The sequence below is a fragment of the Lutibacter holmesii genome, from assembly GCF_042679665.1.
GTDB classification, from domain to species: Bacteria; Bacteroidota; Bacteroidia; order Flavobacteriales; family Flavobacteriaceae; genus Lutibacter; species Lutibacter holmesii.
Map to the genome: position 1 here is coordinate 160,763 of NZ_JBHTMV010000004.1, position 21,228 is coordinate 181,990.

At 29.9% G+C, this 21,228-nt stretch carries 18 protein-coding genes; 7 read left to right on the forward strand and 11 right to left on the reverse strand.

The annotated features are described in order from the left end of the window. Positions 1-3 precede the first annotated feature (3 nt). Positions 4-1,830, forward strand: a complete 1,827-nt coding sequence (locus ACFQ5N_RS09045) for a hypothetical protein (protein ID WP_386809174.1) — start codon at positions 4-6, stop codon at positions 1,828-1,830. Here the strand turns inward: ACFQ5N_RS09045 and ACFQ5N_RS09050 are convergent. The 10 genes from ACFQ5N_RS09050 to glyA form a co-directional block, all read right to left on the reverse strand. Next, positions 1,827-2,420: an ion channel gene (locus ACFQ5N_RS09050; RefSeq protein ID WP_386809175.1), complete on the reverse strand. Its 594-nt coding sequence runs from the start codon at positions 2,418-2,420 to the stop codon at positions 1,827-1,829. The genes ACFQ5N_RS09045 and ACFQ5N_RS09050 overlap by 4 nt on opposite strands. A 114-nt stretch (positions 2,421-2,534) precedes the next feature. Further along, a complete protein-coding gene (locus ACFQ5N_RS09055) occupies positions 2,535-4,118 on the reverse strand; it encodes an efflux transporter outer membrane subunit (protein WP_386809176.1) in 1,584 nt (527 codons plus the stop codon). Next, a complete protein-coding gene (locus ACFQ5N_RS09060; protein ID WP_386809177.1) occupies positions 4,118-7,294 on the reverse strand; it encodes an efflux RND transporter permease subunit in 3,177 nt (1,058 codons plus the stop codon). The genes ACFQ5N_RS09055 and ACFQ5N_RS09060 overlap by 1 nt, the downstream gene beginning before the upstream one ends. A gap of 4 nt (positions 7,295-7,298) precedes the next feature. Then, positions 7,299-8,444: an efflux RND transporter periplasmic adaptor subunit gene (locus ACFQ5N_RS09065; RefSeq protein ID WP_386809178.1), complete on the reverse strand. Its 1,146-nt coding sequence runs from the start codon at positions 8,442-8,444 to the stop codon at positions 7,299-7,301. Between the two features lie 95 nt (positions 8,445-8,539). Next, the gene (locus ACFQ5N_RS09070) at positions 8,540-9,754 is read right to left on the reverse strand and encodes a hypothetical protein (RefSeq protein ID WP_386809179.1); all 1,215 of its coding nucleotides are present in this window, start codon (positions 9,752-9,754) and stop codon (positions 8,540-8,542) included. Further along, positions 9,723-10,520, reverse strand: coding sequence for a porin family protein (locus ACFQ5N_RS09075; protein ID WP_386809180.1), 798 nt, complete (start codon positions 10,518-10,520; stop codon positions 9,723-9,725). The genes ACFQ5N_RS09070 and ACFQ5N_RS09075 overlap by 32 nt, the downstream gene beginning before the upstream one ends. A 155-nt stretch (positions 10,521-10,675) precedes the next feature. Next, entirely contained in the window at positions 10,676-11,284 is a 609-nt protein-coding gene (locus ACFQ5N_RS09080) for a DUF4136 domain-containing protein (RefSeq protein ID WP_386809181.1), read from the reverse strand. A 171-nt stretch (positions 11,285-11,455) separates the two neighbouring features. Further along, positions 11,456-12,166 (reverse strand): peroxiredoxin, encoded by a 711-nt coding sequence (locus ACFQ5N_RS09085; protein ID WP_386809182.1) that lies wholly within the window; start codon positions 12,164-12,166, stop codon positions 11,456-11,458. A 151-nt stretch (positions 12,167-12,317) separates the two neighbouring features. Further along, complete coding sequence (locus tag ACFQ5N_RS09090) at positions 12,318-12,719, reverse strand: DUF2059 domain-containing protein (protein WP_386809183.1); 402 nt, start codon at positions 12,717-12,719, stop codon at positions 12,318-12,320. Between the two features lie 9 nt (positions 12,720-12,728). Continuing rightward, positions 12,729-14,003, reverse strand: coding sequence for a serine hydroxymethyltransferase (glyA, locus tag ACFQ5N_RS09095; protein WP_386809184.1), 1,275 nt, complete (start codon positions 14,001-14,003; stop codon positions 12,729-12,731). A gap of 118 nt (positions 14,004-14,121) precedes the next feature. On the opposite strand from glyA, the gene fahA reads away from it, so the two are divergent. Then, positions 14,122-15,414, forward strand: a complete 1,293-nt coding sequence (fahA, locus tag ACFQ5N_RS09100) for a fumarylacetoacetase (protein WP_386809185.1) — start codon at positions 14,122-14,124, stop codon at positions 15,412-15,414. 46 nt (positions 15,415-15,460) lie between these two features. Here the strand turns inward: fahA and ytxJ are convergent, their stop codons facing one another. Further along, complete coding sequence (gene ytxJ, locus ACFQ5N_RS09105; protein ID WP_386809186.1) at positions 15,461-15,859, reverse strand: bacillithiol system redox-active protein YtxJ; 399 nt, start codon at positions 15,857-15,859, stop codon at positions 15,461-15,463. Positions 15,860-15,999: 140 nt separating this feature from the next. Here ytxJ and clpB point away from each other — a divergent pair, with 140 nt between their 5' ends. From clpB to ACFQ5N_RS09130, 5 genes are all read left to right on the forward strand, one after another. Further along, on the forward strand, positions 16,000-18,588 hold the full coding sequence (clpB, locus tag ACFQ5N_RS09110; protein WP_386809187.1) for an ATP-dependent chaperone ClpB: 2,589 nt from the start codon (positions 16,000-16,002) through the stop codon (positions 18,586-18,588). Between the two features lie 85 nt (positions 18,589-18,673). Further along, the gene (locus tag ACFQ5N_RS09115; protein ID WP_386809188.1) at positions 18,674-19,183 is read left to right on the forward strand and encodes a SixA phosphatase family protein; all 510 of its coding nucleotides are present in this window, start codon (positions 18,674-18,676) and stop codon (positions 19,181-19,183) included. A gap of 72 nt (positions 19,184-19,255) precedes the next feature. Further along, the gene (smpB, locus tag ACFQ5N_RS09120; RefSeq protein WP_386809189.1) at positions 19,256-19,714 is read left to right on the forward strand and encodes an SsrA-binding protein SmpB; all 459 of its coding nucleotides are present in this window, start codon (positions 19,256-19,258) and stop codon (positions 19,712-19,714) included. Between the two features lie 5 nt (positions 19,715-19,719). Then, positions 19,720-20,625 carry a geranylgeranylglycerol-phosphate geranylgeranyltransferase gene (locus ACFQ5N_RS09125; RefSeq protein WP_386809190.1) on the forward strand — a complete coding sequence of 302 codons (906 nt, stop codon included), beginning with the start codon at positions 19,720-19,722 and terminating at the stop codon, positions 20,623-20,625. A 4-nt stretch (positions 20,626-20,629) separates the two neighbouring features. Continuing rightward, positions 20,630-21,211, forward strand: a complete 582-nt coding sequence (locus ACFQ5N_RS09130) for a Maf-like protein (protein WP_386809191.1) — start codon at positions 20,630-20,632, stop codon at positions 21,209-21,211. The last annotated feature ends 17 nt before the right edge of the window (positions 21,212-21,228 follow it).

Sequence of the window (21,228 nt, forward strand, 5' to 3'; positions counted from 1 at the left end):
GTTATGAAATTTTTTAGTCAATTATTTTTATGGATATGCATACTATTTTTTCAAAATATATTTAGTCAATCTACCGTTTATGTTCAAACCAATCAATTTGGAAGAGGCTTTTTAAAAATGCGCGGAAGCGAGTGTTTTGTTGTAACACCGAACCATTTGTTAAAAAATTACAACGGCCCAATTTCTATTTATGGTGAAGGTCGTCAAAGGGCTAGAGCCGATTTGTTTAAAACATATGTTGGTGATTTAGCCTTACTTGAATTTTCAGAAGAACACAATCAAAATTGCACAAAATGGCAACTAAATAAAAATTATAACACAATAGTTAATAATATTCACAAAGGTTATTTAGAACTAAGAAACAAAGATGGAAGTGCAACAAAAGTCTCGGTAAAAATTACAGATATTGATGTACAATATATCACTATTGAACCTGAAGACGTTAAAGATAAATTTTATCAAGGAATGAGCGGCTCTACTCTATTTGTTGAATACCAAGGACAGAAAGTATTTTTAGGAATGTTACAATCCATTTCAAGTGATGGAATTGGATACGGAGAAGTAATTAGAGCTGATGAAATGGATAAATTATTAGAAAGTTTTTTTAATCCAATAACACAGCAAAAAAAATCGAATGTAATCACAGATAAAGATTTAACCAAAGAAGTTTCAGATTTCAGGTTTGAATTATTAGATATTGAAAAAAGTGGTAACCGAGTTACATTTATTATGGATGTTACAAGCTTAAATAATGACAAAGAACTGCATTTAGATAACAGAAATATTTTTTTATATGAAAACAACGGATTGGAATACAAGCCAACAAATATTACTTTAGGAAACCACTCTTATTGGACTGTAGATTATAATTTGATAAAAGATACGCCTGTTCCTTTAAAAATTACGTTTAATGAAATTGCTTCAACAGCAAAGTTTGCTACATCTTTCAAAGTTGGATTTTCATCAAATAAAATAGCAAGTAACTTTAATTTTAACGATTTGTATTTTGGAGATGAATCTGAAGATTTTTCAACAGTTGTTAAAGAAAAAGGACATTGGAGCGAGGAAACATTAGATTTTAAATTTGATTTACTTTCAGTTGAAAAATTAAATTCAGATGTTGTCCTTACATTCACTGTTACAAGTTTAAACCTAGATAAATTGATAAAAATTAATACACGAAACATATTTTTATACGATAATAATGGATTTGAATTTAAATCTAATAATATTATAATTGCGAATAAATCTTATTGGAGTGTAGAATATAATTTAATAAAAAATATTGCGGTTCCTTTAATTATTTCATTTAAAGAAATACCTGCAACTACATCAAGTATTTCAAAACTAAAAATTGGTTTTTCAGATAAACAAAACCAAGGAAGTTTTGCAATAGAAAATGTTCCTTTTATGGTGAAATCTTCAGAAAATAACACTTCAAATACAAGTAATACAAATGAAACTACAAATTCATCAGCGTGTAGTGAAATTTATTTCTACAGAAAAAATGGTTTTTTAGAATGTGAAGAAACAGTGTATTTATACAATCACGGTGAATTATTAGCTAAATTACAACCTGGAACACGTTATAAATCAACTGTTTGTGATGATAGGTCTTTTAAATTTTCTGTACGAACAAACCCAAATGAAATGGCACTTTCATCAAATAGACCACAAATTGAATTGGGCACAAATTATTATTTTAAAATTAGTTGTGCAGTGGGAGTATCAACCATAACGCAACAAGAACCAGCAAAGGGTAAAAAAGAAATTGGAAATAATAGTAAATTTAAAAGAAAGCTACAAGCACTTCCGTTAACCGAATATTAATTGCTTTTTTCATCTCTAATTACAGATTGAGAAATGTATTTACCAACAACAATTGCGGTTAAAATAACCATATAAAATTGACCAGCTAAACCAGTTATAATAGTTGCTTTTTGAGCAATTAAAGTAACTGGTGTAATTTCTCCATAACCTATGGTTAATAACGTTATATACGAAAAATATAAAAATGAATCTACTTGCGAAGTGCTTTCATGTAAATTTAAATTAGCAACTGTAAAAGAACCCGGACTTGAAATTTCAATAGCTAAAAAAATAAAAAAACCTATTAAACCCAAACATATATAACCTGACATTAAACCAATTATAATGTTTTTGGTTATAATTTTAGATTTCCAAACTTGCTTAATTAATTCAGAAGTTACTGTAACATAAAACACAAAATATGCAGCTAATCGAACAAAATCATTTGAATTAGTTTGATCTTTTAATACCTGAGCTCTGTAAAATACAATTATAATTATGGCTAGTAAAAACAAAAATAACCTTCTTAGTTTTTTTGTTTTTGAAATCATTAAAATTCCTGATAAGAAATTTATTATAAATAAAATTGGAGATAAAATATCTTCAATCAATTTGTTTGGAAAAAAAATAGCACCAAACAAAATTGTAATTAAACTAATAAAAAATATTTCGAAACGATATGGATATATTTTATCTACCACAACTAAAATTCACAAATTATTAAACTAATTATTAGCAGCTTTTCTTTGCTGTTTTTCTAATTTTCGCTGCTCTTTCGCCATCTCTTTTCTTAATTTCTCTTGATCAGGAGTTAAGTAATAATCTACAATTTGACCTTGATAAAACAATGTTTCCTTATCAATTGGATCTACATCTACACCTTGTTCATTTGCTACTTGCGAAGCGTATTTATCTAATTCTTCAGGAGTTATCCATCCGCCTCCAAGCGCTTGATATAAATTCACATAAGAGATTAGTAAATCTTGATAATTTCTTGAATATTTTAATTCTGCTTCAAACTCTTGACGTTGATTTTCAATAACTTCCAAATAACTTGTAACACCTTGGTAGTATCTTTCATAAGATAACTTACTTGCATTTGAAGCGGCATCAACCATTGCTTTGTAAGCAGCTAATTCATTTTTATATGTTGAAATTTCAATTAAAGCATTATTTACATCACTAAAAGCTAGCAATACATTTTTCTCATAACTAAGTAAATATTGATTAGCTCTTTCTCTTTCAATATCAACTCGCCTTGCATTTTTACCCCACTCAAATAACGGACTTAATAAACTAGCACCTGCGCCCCATCCTAAACCGTTAGAAATTAAATTTGAAATGTCTGAGCTTCCAACTCCTAATAAACCAGTTAAACTAATAGATGGAAATCGTAAAGCAGTTGCCACACCAATTAATGCATTTTGTTGTCTTAATAATTGTTCACTTTGAAGTAAATCAGGTCTTCGTTGTAATATTTCTGAAGGAATTCCAGACGGAATAGCTTCAGGAAAAGGATACGCTTCGTAAGAGATGTTTACCGCAACGTTTTGTGGGTTCACTCCTAGTAAAACACTTAAGTTATTCTCTATAAATGCAATTTGACGTTTATAAACTGGTATTGCAGCTTGTGCAATTGATTTTTGAATTTGAGCTTGATTTACATCAATAATATTGGTTGTTCCAAAATCAAATCTGTTTTGAATAATTTTAAGTGCATTTTCTCTAATTTCTAAGGTGTTTTCAGAAATTTTTAAAGACGTTTTATAATTTAATAATTGGAAATAGTTAGTTGCTATTTCTGAAATTAAACCAATCTCCACCATTCTTTTTCCATAAAAAGAACTAAGCATTGCTGCTTTAGCGGCTTCATTACTACGTCTATATTTCCCCCAAAAATCAAGTTCCCAATTAAATGTTGCTGAAGCTTCAAAAGATTTATACGTTGTACCAGAGACCACATCAGTCACTCCAAAATTTGTACCGCCTGCACTAGCTTGCACACCTAACTTTGGGCCAGAATCAGCTTTTGTAAATCCTAAATTAGCTCTTGATTCATTAATTCTACTAGCGGCAATTAATACATCTTTATTTTGTTTTAAACCTACGTAAATTAAAGAATCTAACACCGGGTCTTGAAATAATTCCCACCATTTTAAATCAATGATACTGTCTAAACTGTTTTTTTCGTACTTGAAAACTTCTGGAGTTTCTACTACCGGTTTCTGATAGTTTGGTCCAACCTTACAAGATGTAATTGTTATTAGTAGTAAAAAAACGCTTGTATATAAACTAAATTTCTGTTTCATTATTTGGCGGTATTAGCATTTTCTAATTGTACATTCATTTGTTTATCTCTTTTCTTTTCGTAGCCAGCAATTTTACCAATAAAAACAAATAGTAAAGGGTACAAAAATACACCTAAAAATGTGGCTATTCCCATTCCTCCTAGTAACGCCATTCCCATAACTTTTCTAGCTTCGGCACCAGAACCCGATGCAACAACTAGCGGAAATACTCCTAAAATAAATGAAAAAGCTGTCATTAAAATGGGTCTAAACCTTGATTTAGAAGCTGCCATTGCTGCATCAAATAAACTTAAACCTTTTTTAAATTCGTCATTGGCAAATTCTACAATTAAAATAGCATTTTTTGCAGCCATACCAATTAACATTACAAAGGAGACTTGAGCAAAAATATTATTTTCAAAAGTAGGACTAATTAAACGCCCAATCCAAAGTGCAAATAAAGCTCCAAATATAGCAAATGGTGTTCCTAATAAAATGGCAAAAGGTAACGACCAACTTTCGTATTGTGCAGCTAAAATTAAAAATACAAATACTAAAGAAAATGTAAGAATAGTTGTTAGGGAACCTGAAGCTTTTTCTTCTTGAAATGACATTGCATTCCAAGAATAACCCATTTCTGGTGGTAATACTTCAGCTGCTACTTCTTTTAATGCTTGTCGTGCTTGATCAGAAGTAAAACCTTCAGCAGGTGCTCCGGTTACTTCTACAGATCTGTATAAATTAAATCTAGTTGTATAATCTGGACCTGAAATTGGTTTTATAGTTGCTAATGTTGACAGCGGAACCATATTTCCTTCATTATTTTTTATAAAGAAATTATTAATCTGTTTTGGATCAACTCTGTATTCAGGCTCTGCTTGAATGTAGGTTTTATACAAACGCCCAAAGCGGGTAAAATCATTTACATAAGCACCACCCATAAATGCACCAACAGTTGTATATAAATCGTTCAACTTTACCCCTAGTTTAAGGGCTTTTTCTTTATCAATATCCATAAAACGCTGTGGAACTGATGCTTGAAAAGTAGTTGCTGCTCTGCCAATTTCTGGTCGAGCATTTGCAGCCTTCAAAAATTTCATAGTATTTTCAGCTAGATATTGAGGTGTATTTCCAACTTTATCTTGCAGCATCATACTAAACCCAGAACCATTCCCTAAACCAGGGATAGCTGGTGGTCCAAATGCAAATGCCTGTGCATTTTTAATTCTAGTAGCTAATTTTTTATTTACAATATTAATAATGTCTTTAGCAGTTTTATCACGTTCTGCCCAATCTTTAACTCCAACAAATAGAAATCCTGTATTTGAGGTCATTGCACCAGATAAAATACTATAACCAGTTGCTGTAGTAATAAATTCAACTTCAGGAATTTCCTCTAGAATTTTTTCAATATCTTTTGTTACTTCATTTGACCTTTGTAAAGATGCAGCATTTGGTAATTGAACATTTACATAAAAATATCCCATATCTTCTTCAGGAATAAAACCTGCAGGAACTAAGCTTCCAAAAATACCCGCACCAATTGTCATTATTACAATAAATACAATTCCGCGTTTAATTTTTCTAGAAACTATATTGGTGTAACTCATATAAGAATCGGTGGTTTTATCCATTCCATTATTAAATTTATTGAAAAACCAGCCTAACGGACCTCCATAAGGTTTTGGTTTTTTTAATAATAATGAACATAACGCCGGACTTAATGTTAATGCGTTAACTGATGAAACTAATACAGAAACTACAATTGTTATTGCAAATTGCTGGTAAAGTAAGCCGGTAATTCCAGCCATTCCGGCAACGGGAATAAATACTGCAACCAACACTAATGTTGTTGCAATTACGGGAGCTGTTACCTTTTGCATAGCATCTAATGTAGCTTCTTTGGTATTCATTCCTTTGGCAATATTTACTTGAACAGCTTCAACCACCACAATAGCATCATCAACCACAATACCAATGGCTAATACAAGTCCTAATAAGGATAATACATTAATTGTAAAACCTAATGAAGGGAAAAATATAAATGCTCCAATTAATGAAACTGGTATTGCTAAAGTTGGAATTAATGTAGCTCTCCAATCTTGAATAAAAATAAAAACAACTAAAACTACTAATATTAAGGCAATTATAAGTGTTACCGTAATATCACTAATACCTGCCTCAATTGCTTTTGTTGTGTCTAAAGAAACTTCATATTTTATACTTTCAGGGAAACTTTCAGAAAGTAAATTCATTTCATCTTTTACTTTTTTAGCAAGTTCTAATCCGTTTGAACCTGGAGCTTGGTATAAAGCAATAATTGCAGCTGTTTTACCATTTACTCTAGGAATCATATTGTAAGTTTCAACACCTAAATTTACGGTTGCAACTTGACCTAATTTAATTTGAGAACCATCAGGCTGTGTTCTTACAACAATATCTTCAAATGCTTCAGCTGAATTAAATCGTTCAGGTAAACGTACTGTATACGTAAACTCTGTTCCAACAGGTGAAGGTTGCGCTCCAAATTTTCCGCCGGGAACAATAATATTTTGCTCATTTATGGCATTAATAATTTCAGGAACCGTTAAACCTAAATGTGATAATTTGTCTGGTTTAATCCAAATACGCATCGAATAATCTGAGGCTCCAAGTACACTTACGCTTCCAATTCCTTTTAATCGAGCAAGTTTATCTTTAATATTAATAAGAGCATAATTTCCTAAAAAATCTTGATCGTATCTTCCATCTTCAGAACTTAAAGCAACAATCATTAAAATATTAGGCAGTGATTTTTCTGTAGTAACTCCTAATTTAGTAACAGAACTTGGTAATTTTGCTGATGCTGCTGAAACTTTGTTTTGTGTTAAAACGGTGTTCATATCAGGATCTGTACCTACATCAAACGAAACTTGTATGTTCATACTACCATCATTTGCATTGGTAGATTTCATATAAATCATATTATCAACACCATTAATTTGTTGCTCTAATGGTGTTGCTACAGACTCTTCAACATTAATTGCGTTTGCACCTGTATAGCTTGCTCTTACTTGAACAATTGGCGGTGTTAAGTTAGGATATTGTTCAATTGGTAATCCAATTAATGAAACAGTTCCTACAATTACTATAACAATAGCAATAACAATGGCAACTATTGGACGGTGAACAAAAAAGTTTCCTTTATTTTCAGACATAGCTTTATTGAGTTTTAATTTGACTTTCAAAAACAGTTACTTCAGGTACAACGGTCATTCCTGAACCTACTTTTTGCAAAGCTTCTAAAACAATTTTATCGCCTTTTTTAAGTCCTTCTTTCACAATATAATAATCATTGTATTTATTATCTATAATAATTTTTCTTGATTCAATTTTATTTTCAGCATTTACAACAAATACTGAATATTCCCCTTGCAATTCAGAAACCACTCTTTGCGGAATTAAAAGCGCATCATTTTCATCTTTATATTTTATTTTTACTCTTACATATTGTCCTGGCTTTAAAATTAATTCTGGGTTTGGAAAAGTAGCTTGAATTAAAATTGCTCCAGTAGAAGCATCAATTTCTCTGTTAACAAAATCCACTTTTCCTTGATATGGATGTACACTTCCATCAGTTAGAATTAATTCAATTTCAACTCTCTCAACACGTTCTCCTAATTCACCACCAAATCGTTTTTGATATTCTTTAGCTAAAGTTAAATAGCTAGTTTCATTTATAAAAAATTGAACTCTCACATTTTCAACTTTTGAAATGGTATTAACAATTACAGGGTTTGGACTTCTTCCAACAAAATCTCCAACACGAGCTAAAGTTTTACCAATAAAACCTGAGATTGGTGCTTTTATTTTAGTGTAACTTAAATTAATTTGAGCCATTTTTAAGGAAGCTTCAGCAGCCTTTCGTGCTGCTAAAGATGCATCTCTATCTGCTTTTGCAAAATCTAAATCACTTTTACTTACTGCATCCATTTCAGCTAAAGGTTTTATTCTAGCTAAATTATTCTCGGCATTTAAATATTTTGTTTGAGCTTCAGTAACCAAACTCATTTGACCTGCAATTGCGGCATTAAAAGGTTCTGGATCTATGGTATAAAGTAAATCTCCTTTTTTTACTCTTGTTCCTTCAACAAAATGAATTCCCATTAAATAGCCTTCAACTCTTGCATTGATAGAAACATCTTCTTGACCAAAAACTTCACCTACAAAATAATTAAATATGGGAACGTTTTTAGTAAATACTTCAACTACTTTAATTTGAGGTACTGGTGGTGCTTTTTGTGTTGTTTCTTTACAAGAGAAAAATAATAAAAAAGGTACTGCAAGAATAAGTGATCTTAGTTTCATTTAATAAGTTTTTAAATTTAAATGTAAGAATATTATTTGAAAATTTAAATGTAACCATTTTAAAAACATAAAACTAAAGTGTGAGTTTAATAATTTTACCTATTCCAAGCGCTTCCAAAAACAATTGTAAAAGCAAAATCCTTGTTGTTACTCCAAGCAAAGTCAATTCCAGCATCTATTCCAAATAGTTTTGATAACGTATATCTAAACCCTAACCCATAATTATAAACCCAAATTGCTGGGTTAAATTCATTAAAAGATTGGAAGGCTTTTCCTGTACCGGTAAAAAAGTTTAACGACCAACGATTGTAGACATTGAATTTCCATTCAGTTTCAATTAGCATTGTATTATCGCTTTGGTATTTCATTGCTGGTACTCCTCTTAAATTAATAAATGGTTTGGCATAAAAAGGAGCATCACCAAACATAAAGTTTCCATCAAACCTAATTGCTGAAGAAATATTTTCTGTAATTTTCTTATAACCAATAAAATAAGGGTTTATTTGATGATACGTGTTGTCTGCACCTAGCCAAGTTGCGTTGTATGAAAATTCAATTCCAGAGTTGATTCCATTTATAGGTGTAAAAATATTATCTCTACTATCAAAATTTGCCATTGGACGAATCATACTAATGGTAGATTTTCCATTTAAATCAGCTAAAAGTTTTTCAAAAATTGGATTGTTTGGAAAAGGATCAAACTTTGTATTTCCTTTAAAATATATATAAGAGCCACCTAAAAATAAATTGGTTTTAGCAATTCTAACATTAACACGTTGTAGTAAATACCAAGCATCTAAATTAAATTCAACAGGGTTTTTACTTAAAAAATCATTATTATTTCCATAGTATTTAATATTGATATTTGGTTTTGCAATCATTCCAAAATATCGAATTTTATCTGGACCCCAAACATGAAAATGAAATAACGCCGCCATCCAAGTTTTATTAGAGGTTCCTAAACCTATTATTCCAGAAATATTTGGTGGAACCGGTATATCATATTCTTTTTTTTGAGGTGTTAAAAACAATGCTGCCAAACCACCACCATAACCCAAAGCAGGCTCAGTTATTATAATTGGAACAGGAAGAAAACCTTCTGGTTCAAGTAAAAATTCGCTTATATCAAATGCACCATCAATTGAATCTTTAAATGAAATTTTTGATGTTTTATTTGGAAGACTTTTAGTGTTTTGAGCTAAAATTGAATTTGTTGAAATAACTAAAACTAGTGTAATACATCTAAAAAAATGTAAATATTTAGCAGCAAAATTCATTTTACAATTTTTGTTGCAATTTCTTTTTTTCATTTTCAGCTTTTTTAGCCGCTCTTTTAGCTGCAGCTTCGGCATTTTTAGCCTTGGCTTTTTCACCTGCTCCTATTGGAATACTGGCAACTACATAAAAAGATGTGTTATATTGTGGATCTCCTAAATTATCTTTTTTAGTATCAATTACTCCGTGATAATATTTTACTGCTAAACACATATTATTCATAGCTTTTAGTTGATAACCAATACCAACTTGTGCTCCTAAATCTAATGTGTGATAATTATCTTTTATTTTGTTTTGGTATTGTAACTCTCCATCTTCATTTTCAAAATCTGTTTCTGTAAATTCATCATGAGATTTTTTCAACATCCAGCCTAACATTGGTCCAGCTTCAATAAAAACATTATTCTTAAATTTATACCTTGCATTAATAGGAATGCTAAATAAATTTATTTTTCTACGAACATCGGCGTCCTCTAACACTGCATTTAAAGACTCATTATCCAATGTATACGAATCTATTTTAGCACCCATTGTTGATTTTACAATAACACCTGTGTGCAAATACCAATTGGTATTTTCTTTTAATAAAATATCGAAATAAAATCCTAAATTAAAATTAGATGCTGCTTTTGCTGATTCTAAATTAGTTATGTTTGATAGATTGTAACCTCCTTCTAATCCAAATTTTAATTTTTCAGTATTTAATTTATCTCCTAGTAATAAGGAAATAAGCACTTGACTTTGTGCGGCTTGTAATGTAAAACCGATTAACAATAATGTTATGATATTTTTTTTTGTCATAATAGTGTTATTAATACATCAGAATTTTTAAAATGCATTTTGCATAAAAATATGAAATAAATGATACTTTATTTTAATTCTAAAAAATAATTTATTTCATAAAAAAACTCCTAATAAATTCAATTAGGAGTTTTAGAGTAAAAATTTAGTTGTAACTATTTTTTCTTTTTATTGATAGCTACAGGGTATTTTTTCATAATTTTAGCTACACCTTTAGGAATGGTTCTAGCTCGTTTGCTTGCGTTTTCATTAATTGTTTTTTGAGAAACACCTTGCCAAATTAGTTTTTTAGTTTTAGCATCGTAAATATCAATTACAAAAGTACCTTCTTTATAATCGTTTTCGCTGTAACTAGTTGTAGAGTATCCTCCACCCCAGCCCCAAGCTGGTCTGTAATAACCTCCGTAACGGCCACCACCGTAACCATATCCGTAACCCATACCTGCACCCATATAATCAGTATAAGCAGTTGTACTAGTTTTATGGTCTACTACAAAAAATAAAGTAATTACTAAATCAGCTTCAGCTAATTGATAATCTAAATCTCTTTTTAATAATTCAGATTTAAATGATGATAAAATTCTTTTTTTGTCTATATCATTAATTATTTTATCACTATCATCTTGCCAACCACCAAAACTGTAGGTTTTATATACCGAAAAATCTACGTCTTTGTCGTAATCGTATGTAATTTGTGCTTCAGTATTTGTACTAAACATGAAACAAATAGCGATAAAAAATATTGTTTTATAAAAATTCTTCATAATTAATTTATATTTTATTTAAAATTATAAAACAAATATAATAGTTCAATTGACATATTCGTTCATTTCTTACTTATTATTCAAAATTTTTTTATTTTTTATAAAGTCTTTATTTACCTTGTTCAGATTAATACCAAAGAAAAACCTGCAAATTGCAGGTTTTTTTTAAGTCTATTTTTTAAGTATTTTATCTAATACTTCATCTTTATCTAACTTCCTTGTACAAAAGTACCATTCTTTACAATCCATATCTTCATTTCCTGCCATTCTGTTTTCAGCTGTTCCACAAGAACCTGCAGGACCAATAATTACATCGTCACCAGGGCGCCAATCAGCAGGTGTTGCTACTCCAAATTCATCGGCTGCTTGCAATGCAATAATTACACGGTACAACTCATCAAAGTTTCTTCCTAAGCTTAATGGATAGTAAATAATACTTCTTATAATTCCTTGTGGATCAATAAAAAATACAGCTCTAACAGCTTGAGTAGCTGCTTCGTTTGGTTGTACCATACCGTATTTGTTAGCTACATTCATTGTAATGTCTTCAATTAAAGGGAATTTAACTTCAACATTTTTCATGCCTTTGTATTCAATTTTTTCTTTTATTGAACGTAACCAAGCAATATGACTGTATAAACCGTCAATAGACAAACCAACTAATTTACAATTAGCTTCTTCAAATTTATCAGCCATTGATGCAAATGTCATAAATTCAGAAGTACAAACAGGTGTAAAATCTGCTGGGTGACTAAATAAAATAACCCATTCTCCCTTATAATCATTTGGAAAATGTAAATCTCCTTGTGTGGTTACGGCTTTAAATTCTGGTGCTTTATCTCCTATACGCGGCATTGGCGTAATTTCTTTTTGTTCTTCCATTCTATTCGTTTTTAAATTAATAATAATTGTTAAAACTCAAAGTTAGATTTTGAAAGCTAAAAAGTTGGTTACTAAAATTACTTAAGCTTGTTAAATTTAGGTTAAAAAAAATCCCGCTTGTAGCGGGATTTTTAATATTTAATTAAATATTTTATTGATACCTAGAAATTATTTCTTGAACCTTAATTCCCCAAGTTTGGCCAGCAACCATTCCTTTTTGGGTAAGTGCACCTGAATTATCAGCCATCTTTTTTCCAACCGGAGTTGCGTAAAACTTTAACAATTCAAGAATTTCGTCATGTGTAAATTGATCCATGTAAATTTTTGCCATTTCACTGTATAAACCAGGCAAAGTTGCTTCAATCTCTTTTTTAAAATCTTCTTGTTTTTCTGCTGCAACCATTGATGCAAATTGATCAATATAAGGTTTAAAAGCATTTTCAGAAATTACAGCCACTAATTTTTCAGTATCTGTTTTATATGAAGTGTCTTCTTGTGCGTTTACATTAAATGCACATAGAAATACAACTACTATTAAAATTATTTTTTTCATATTATAGAATTACATTTTAAATAAAGGTCTGTTAGCCATCATTGCATTTACTTTTTCAGCAACTTCTTCTAACTTTTCTTCATTTTCATAATTTTCTACAACTTCATTAATTAATTCAACAACTGCAAGCATATCAGATTCAACTAAACCACGTGTTGTAACTGCTGCTGTACCAATTCTAATTCCTGAAGTAACGAACGGAGATTTATCATCAAAAGGAACCATATTTTTATTTACAGTAATATCAGCTTTTGTTAATGCGTTTTCAGCATCTTTTCCGCTAATACCTTTACTTCTTAAATCAATTAACATACAATGGTTGTCTGTTCCACCTGAAATAATTTCGTAACCTTTTGTAACAAAAGCTTCTGCCATTGCAGCTGCATTTTTCTTTACTTGAATTTGATAATGTAAAAACTCTTCAGTTAAGGCTTCACCAAAGGCCACTGCTTTTGCAGCAATAACATGCTCTAATGGTCCACCTTGATTTCCTGGGAAAACAGATGAATTAATAAGTGTAGACATTTTCTTTAATTTCCCACTTTTTAATTTCAATCCAAATGGGTTATCAAAATCTGTTCCTATCATAATCATTCCTCCTCTTGGACCACGTAAAGTTTTATGTGTTGTTGTAGTAACAATATGACAATGTGGAATAGGATCATTTAATATTCCTTTTGCAATTAAACCTGCAGGATGTGAAATATCTGCCATTAAAATTGCTCCAACTAAATCAGCAATTTCTCTAAACTTTTTAAAATCTATATCTCTAGAATAAGCTGAAGCACCTGCAATAATTAATTTAGGTTTGTGTTCTAAAGCTTGTTGCTCTAAATGGTTGTAATCAATTCTTCCTGTAGCTTTATCAACTCCATAAAAAACAGGATTGTATAGTTTACCTGAGAAATTTACTGGAGAACCGTGCGTTAAATGTCCACCGTGAGATAAATCAAAACCTAAAATAGTATCACCTGGTTTTAAGCAGGCAGCAAAAACCGCTGTATTTGCTTGTGAACCTGAATGTGGTTGCACATTTACATATTCAGCACCAAAAAGTTCTTTAGCTCTATCAATTGCAATTTGCTCAACAATATCAACTACTTCACAACCACCATAGTAACGCTTGTTTGGGTAACCTTCAGCATATTTATTTGTTAATATTGAACCTTGAGCTTCCATAACTTCATCACTCACATAGTTTTCTGAGGCTATTAATTCTAAACCATTTGTTTGTCTTTCTCTTTCGTCTTCTATTAAATCGAAAATAATTTGGTCGCGTTGCATAGTATTTTACTGTATTAAACGTTAAATTTTCGCAAAAATAGTAATTTCATTTTGCTTTTGGGTAGAATCTTATATATTTGATAAGAAATATATTAACTAAATACCTTACTTATTAACAATGAAAATAGCCGCAAATGATCCAAACAGAAAATCATGGTTAAAAGGTACTGCTGGGTGTGATTTCCCTATTCAAAACATTCCTTTTGGTGTGTTTATAACCAAAGATGATATTATTACAATAGGAACCCGAATAGGTGAATATGCCATAGATTTAGGTGCATTTCATCAATTAGGTTACTTTGAAGGTATACCTTTAACAGATGATATATTTATGCAAGACTCTTTAAATGATTTTATTGCTGACGGAAGAAAAACTTGGCGTTTGGTACGTAATAGAATTTCAGAAGTATTTGATGAAAACAATCCTATTTTACGTGAGAATGCTAAGCATAAAGGAATTATTGTATTTGATGTAAATGAAGTAGAAATGTTATTGCCAATTGATGTGGGTGATTTTACAGGTTTCTTTTCTAGTAAACACCACGCAAATAACGTTTCAAACATTTTTAATTTTAAAAACACTGAAATTGAATCTAATTGGTTACATATGCCATTAGCTTTTAATCAACGTTCTTCAACAGTAGTGGTTTCAGGAACTTCTATAAAAAGACCTTTAGGACAAACAATTTCTGACGGAAGAGTTGCACCTGTTTTTGGTGCTTCAAAAAAAATTGATTTTGAGCTAGAAACTGCTTTTATTACTACAGCTGCAAATCATTTTGGAGAGCCAATTCCTGTAAATGAAGCTGAAGAATATATTTTTGGAATGGTGCTTATGAATGATTGGAGCGCTAGAGATTTTCAAAAATGGGAAACAAAACCTTTAAGTCCGGCAGCGAGTAAAAGTTTTGCAACAACTATTTCACCTTGGATTGTTACTTTAGATGCTTTAGAACCATACAGATGTGAAAATCCAAACCAAGAAATACAAAACATACAATTACTACCATATTTAAAGCAAACATCTAAAAACAACGCTTTTGATATTAAGCTTCAAACATTTATTGAAACTGAGAATAGCGAAGTGAATAGTATAAGTGCCTCTAATTTTAAAGATATTTATTGGTCAATTTCACAACAGTTGGCGCATTTAACATTAAATGGTTGTAACGTTAGAGCTGGTGATTTAATGTCGAGCGGAACACTTTCTGGTGCAACTAAAAATAGTTATGGTTCTTTATTAGAAATTACAAAAGATGGTGAAGAGCCAATTACTTTAAAAGATGGAACTAAACGCGCTTATGTAAATGATAACGACAATGTTATTATTAGAGGGTATTGTGAAAACGAAAATGGTAGAATTGGTTTTGGAAAATGTACGGGCAAAATAATACCTGCTATTAAACATTAGTTGTACATCTTAAAATAAAAATAGCTCTAAAATTAATTTTTTAGGGCTATTTAGTTTTTAATACATTTTTTATTTCTTCAACAGAAATTCCATAATGTGAATCGTGGTAAATTACTTTTTCCTTATAAATTACAATTGCCTGTGGAGATTGATGTTGCACGTTAAATTCAGCAACAATTGTATTAGATATTTCTCTAAACCGCAACAAATCTAAAAAGTAAATTGTTAACTCCTCCTCTGCTATATCAAAGCTTCTTTCAAAGTTTTTTAACGCCATACTACTAATACCACACCTTGTACTATGTTTAAAAATAAGAATTGGCTTTTTATTTGAAGCTGCTTTTAGTTCACTCAATACATTTATTTCATTTAAAGGAATCCAATTTAATTGAGGTTTTTTATTTGTTGAAGTATTTGAATTAAAAATGTTTTTAAATAAACTCATTGTGTAAAAAATTAAATTAACATAGACAAAATGACATTTAAACCCTTGTAAAACAAGACTTTTTGTCTGTTTTGTGCCATTCATATCAAATGGAATATTGTTTGAAGTGTCAAATATAAATACAAAAAAGATAAAACGTTATGAACTTTAATAAATTTACAATTAAATCGCAAGAAGCTATTCAACAAGGACAGCAAATTGCACAGAGTTTAGAAAATCAACAAATAGAAAATGCTCATATTTTAAAAGCAATTTTTGAAGTTGATGAAAATGTAACTCCTTTCATTTTAAAAAAATTAGGAGTAAATATAGAATTACTAAAAAGTTTAATAGATAAAATAATTGAGAGTTATTCAAAAGTTTCAGGAGGTGATACAATGCTTTCTAGAGGTGCTTCAAAAATGCTAAATAATGCTACAAGTGAAGCTAAAAAAATGAATGACGAATATGTATCTATTGAACACTTATTATTGGCTCTTTTAAAAACAAAAGATACTATATCTCAATTATTAAAAGATCAAGGTGTAACCGAAAAACATTTAAAAGCAGCTATTGATGAATTAAGACAAGGTGGAAATGTAACATCACAAAGTGCAGAAGAAACCTATAATTCTTTAAATAAATATGCTAAAAATTTAAATCAATTAGCAAAAGATGGAAAATTAGACCCTGTAATTGGTCGTGATGAAGAAATTAGAAGAATTCTTCAAATTCTTTCACGAAGAACCAAAAACAATCCTATGCTTGTAGGTGAACCTGGAACTGGTAAAACAGCTATTGCTGAAGGTTTAGCACATAGAATTATAAAAGGTGATATTCCAGAAAATTTAAAAGATAAACAAATTTATTCTTTAGATATGGGTGCATTAATTGCTGGTGCAAAATATAAAGGTGAATTTGAAGAACGACTAAAAGCAGTAATTAAAGAAGTAACATCTGCAAATGGTGAAATTGTATTGTTTATAGATGAAATTCATACACTTGTGGGTGCCGGTGGCGGCCAAGGTGCAATGGATGCTGCAAATATTTTAAAGCCTGCTTTAGCTCGTGGAGAATTGCGTGCAATTGGCGCTACTACTCTAGATGAGTATCAAAAATATTTTGAAAAAGATAAAGCGTTAGAAAGAAGATTTCAAAAAGTAATTGTTGATGAGCCAGATACAGAAAGTGCCATTTCAATTTTACGTGGAATTAAAGATAAATACGAGCAACACCATAAAGTACAAATTAAAGATGAAGCTATTATTGCCTCTGTAGAATTGTCGCAGCGCTATATTTCAAATAGGTTTTTGCCAGATAAAGCCATTGATTTAATGGATGAAGCTGCATCTAAATTACGTATGGAAATCAATTCAAAACCAGAAGAACTTGATGTTTTGGATAGAAAAATTATGCAAATTGAAATTGAGCTTGAAGCTATTAAACGTGAAAATGACGAGAAAAAATTGGCGCTTCTTAAAAAAGAATTGGCCAATTTAAAAGAAGATAGAAATGAAATTAGCGCAAAATGGACAAGTGAAAAAGATTTGGTTGACGCTATTCAAGACTCTAAAGATGCCATTGATAATTACAAATTAGAAGCTGAACGAGCTGAGCGCGAAGGTGATTATGGAAAAGTAGCTGAAATTCGTTATGGTAAAATTAAAGAAGAACAAGAGCATTTAAATGAGCTTCAAAAAGAATTGGATGAAAACTCAGAAACGGCGCTTATTAATGAAGAAGTAACGCGTGATGATATTGCAGAAGTTGTTGCTAAATGGACCGGAATACCAGTAACTAAAATGTTGCAAAGTGATCGTGAAAAATTATTGCAATTAGAAGTTGAATTGCATAATAGAGTTGTTGGTCAAGAAGAGGCTATTGTTGCTGTTTCTGATGCTGTTAGACGTTCACGAGCAGGTTTGCAAGATACTAAGAAACCTTTGGGGTCCTTCTTGTTTTTAGGTACAACTGGTGTAGGAAAAACAGAGTTGGCAAAAGCTTTGGCTGAGTATTTATTTGATGATGAAAATTCAATGACACGTATTGATATGAGTGAATATCAAGAGCGTCATTCAGTAAGTAGATTAATTGGTGCGCCTCCTGGATACGTTGGTTATGATGAAGGTGGACAATTAACTGAAGCTGTTAGAAGAAAGCCTTATTCAGTAATTTTATTAGATGAAATTGAAAAAGCGCATCCTGATACATTTAATATTTTATTACAAGTATTAGATGAAGGAAGATTGACAGATAATAAAGGTAGAATTGCAGATTTTAAAAACACCATTATTATTATGACATCAAATATGGGAGCTCATATAATTCAAGATAAGTTTGATAATATAAAAATGGAAAATAGAAATCAAATTACTGAAGCTGCCAAAGTTGAAGTTTTAGGATTGTTAAAACAAACTGTACGTCCTGAATTTTTAAATAGAATTGATGAAATTATAATGTTTACGCCTTTAAATAAAAGTGAAATCCATCAAATTGTAGAAATTCAATTAAAAGGTTTGGCTAAAATGTTGAAAGAAAAAGATATTTCAATTGAATTTACAACTGAAGCTATTGAAACATTAGCCAACAAAGGGTTTGATCCTCAATTTGGGGCAAGACCAGTGAAAAGAGTAATTCAAAAAGATGTTTTAAATTCATTATCTAAAGAATTATTGGCTGCAAGAATTACTGCTGAAAGTCATATTTTATTGGATGCTTTTGATGATAAAATTGTCTTCAGGAATAAATAAAAATGCTACATAAAATTAATAGAACTCCTTATAATTCATTTTATAAGGAGTTTTTTTATGTATCTTCGATTTTAAATTTATCACCATGAAAAAACAATTCTTATTTATAGTTCTTTTTATTTGTGTATTTAGTTTAACTGCACAAACAACAAATACTACTACTTACTATTTAATAAGGCACGCAGAAAAGGTACGTACAGATAAAACAAATAAAAACCCAAATTTAACTGCAAAAGGACATCTAAGAGCTAATAATTGGAGCGTTGTTTTTGAAAATGTAAATTTTGATTTAATTTATGCTACAAATTACAATAGAACCAAACAAACTGCGGCGCCTACTGCTACAAGTAAAAATTTAGAAATTCTATATTATAGCCCAAAAGAATTATATAATTCTGATTTTCAAGAAGCGACAAAAGGTAAAACTGTTTTAGTTGTAGGTCATAGCAACACTACACCGCAATTTGTAAATGCTATTTTAAATGAAGAAAAATATCAAGACATTGATGATAAAAACAATGCCAATTTATATATTGTAACTGTTACTGATAGTCAAAAAAGCAGTACTTTAATAAAAGTACCTTATTCCAAATAACTTGAAATAACACTTAATTTGAACACACTAAATCGTGTGTTTCAATTTGATTTTATAGTATATTTGCACAATATGCAGAAGAAAATAAACATACAAAATAAAAAAGCTCGTTTTGAATACGAGATTCTAGATACATACACCGCAGGAATTCAATTAACAGGTACTGAAATTAAGTCTATTCGTGAAAGTAAAGCGCGTATAACAGAAAGTTTTTGTGAGTTTAATGATCAAGGTGAGTTGTTTGTTATTAATATGTTTATTGAAGAATATTTGTACGGACATTCATACAACCATAAACCAAAAAGTGAGCGTAAATTATTGCTTAATAAAGGTGAATTAAAAAAACTTCAAAAAGAAGTGCAAAATGTAGGTTTAACAATAATTCCGTTAAAATTGTTTTTAACTGATAAAGGTTGGGCAAAATTAAATATTGCATTGTGTAGAGGTAAAAAGAACTACGATAAACGTGAAGTAATAAAGGATCGCGACAATAAAAAGAACTTGGCAAGGATTAAGAAAAACTTTAATTAAATCTTATGGATTTAAAGGTTTATTTAAAATGTATTCGTTGGAAAAACTTATTGTTAATTGGTTACGTTTTCATTTTAATAAAATTTGTTTTATTTCCTTCTTATCAAATTCACACCATATTATCTAATTTTCAATTTTTTGTTTTATTAGCATCAGTAGTGTTTATAACTGCTGCTGGTTATATTATTAATGATATTTTTGATATTACCACAGATTTTATAAACAAACCTAAAAAAGTAATTATACCCAATTTAGTTAGCGTAGAAAAAGCAAAAACTTGGTATAAAGTAACCAATGCTTTAGGAGTTACTTTAGGTGTTTTTTTATGTCTTAAAATTGAAAAACCTAATTACTCATTTATATTTTTAGGAAGTAGCCTACTACTCTATTTTTACTCTAAAAAATTGAAAGGATTACCTTTTATTGGGAATGTTGTTGTTGCCTTTTTAGTTTGCAGTAGTATTTTTATTATTGTCATTTTTGAGCTAAACTATCCTGTTGAAAATCCTGCTCAATTTATAGTGTTGCAATTTATTGTATTACTTTCTTTTGTTGCTTTTCTTATTAATTTAATTAGAGAATTAACTAAAGATTTAATTGATGTAAATGGAGATTACAAAATGAAAATGAACACATTACCAATATTAATTGGAATTTCAAGAACAAAAAAAATAGCACTTTTTATTTGTTTAATTATTATTTTATTCTTGTTGTATTTTGTTATAAATTATTCTTCAGAATATAAATATCTCAACTTATATTTAGTAGTGTTTATTTTGTTACCATTACTTTATACTTCTATAAAATTAAATAAATCAACCACTAAAAAACAGTTCCAAAAAATAAGTATTTGGCTTAAAATAATTATGTTTTTAGGGGTGAATTCAATTCTTATTTTTTCAAAATTCTAGAATAATGCTTTCAAAAAAATTAAAAAACAAACATATAATTTTAGCTTCAGGTTCTCCAAGAAGACAGGAGTTATTAAAAGGCTTAGATATTGACTTTTCAATTAAAGTAAAATCTATTGACGAAGTATATCCGCAAAGCTTAAAAGCTGAAGAAATTACCAACTATTTGGCAGAATTAAAAGCAGAAGCTTTTGATAATTTGTTAAAGGATAATGAAATAGTAATTACTTCTGATACTATTGTTTGGCATCAAGACAAACCACTTGAAAAGCCTAAAAATGAAGCACAAGCAATTGAAATGCTTCAAGAACTGTCAAATAAAGTGCACAAAGTAATCACTTCTGTTTGCATAAAATCAAACGATAAGCAAAAGGTGTTTTTTGATGTAACAAAAGTTCATTTTAAAGCATTAACCAATAATGAAATTAGTTATTATGTTAAAAAATACAAGCCTTTTGACAAAGCTGGTAGTTATGGAATTCAAGAATGGATTGGTTTTATAGGTGTTACAAAGCTTGAAGGTAGTTATTTTAATGTTATGGGCTTACCTGTTCATAAATTATATGAAGAATTATTAATATTTTAGTTAGTTCAAATTTATAT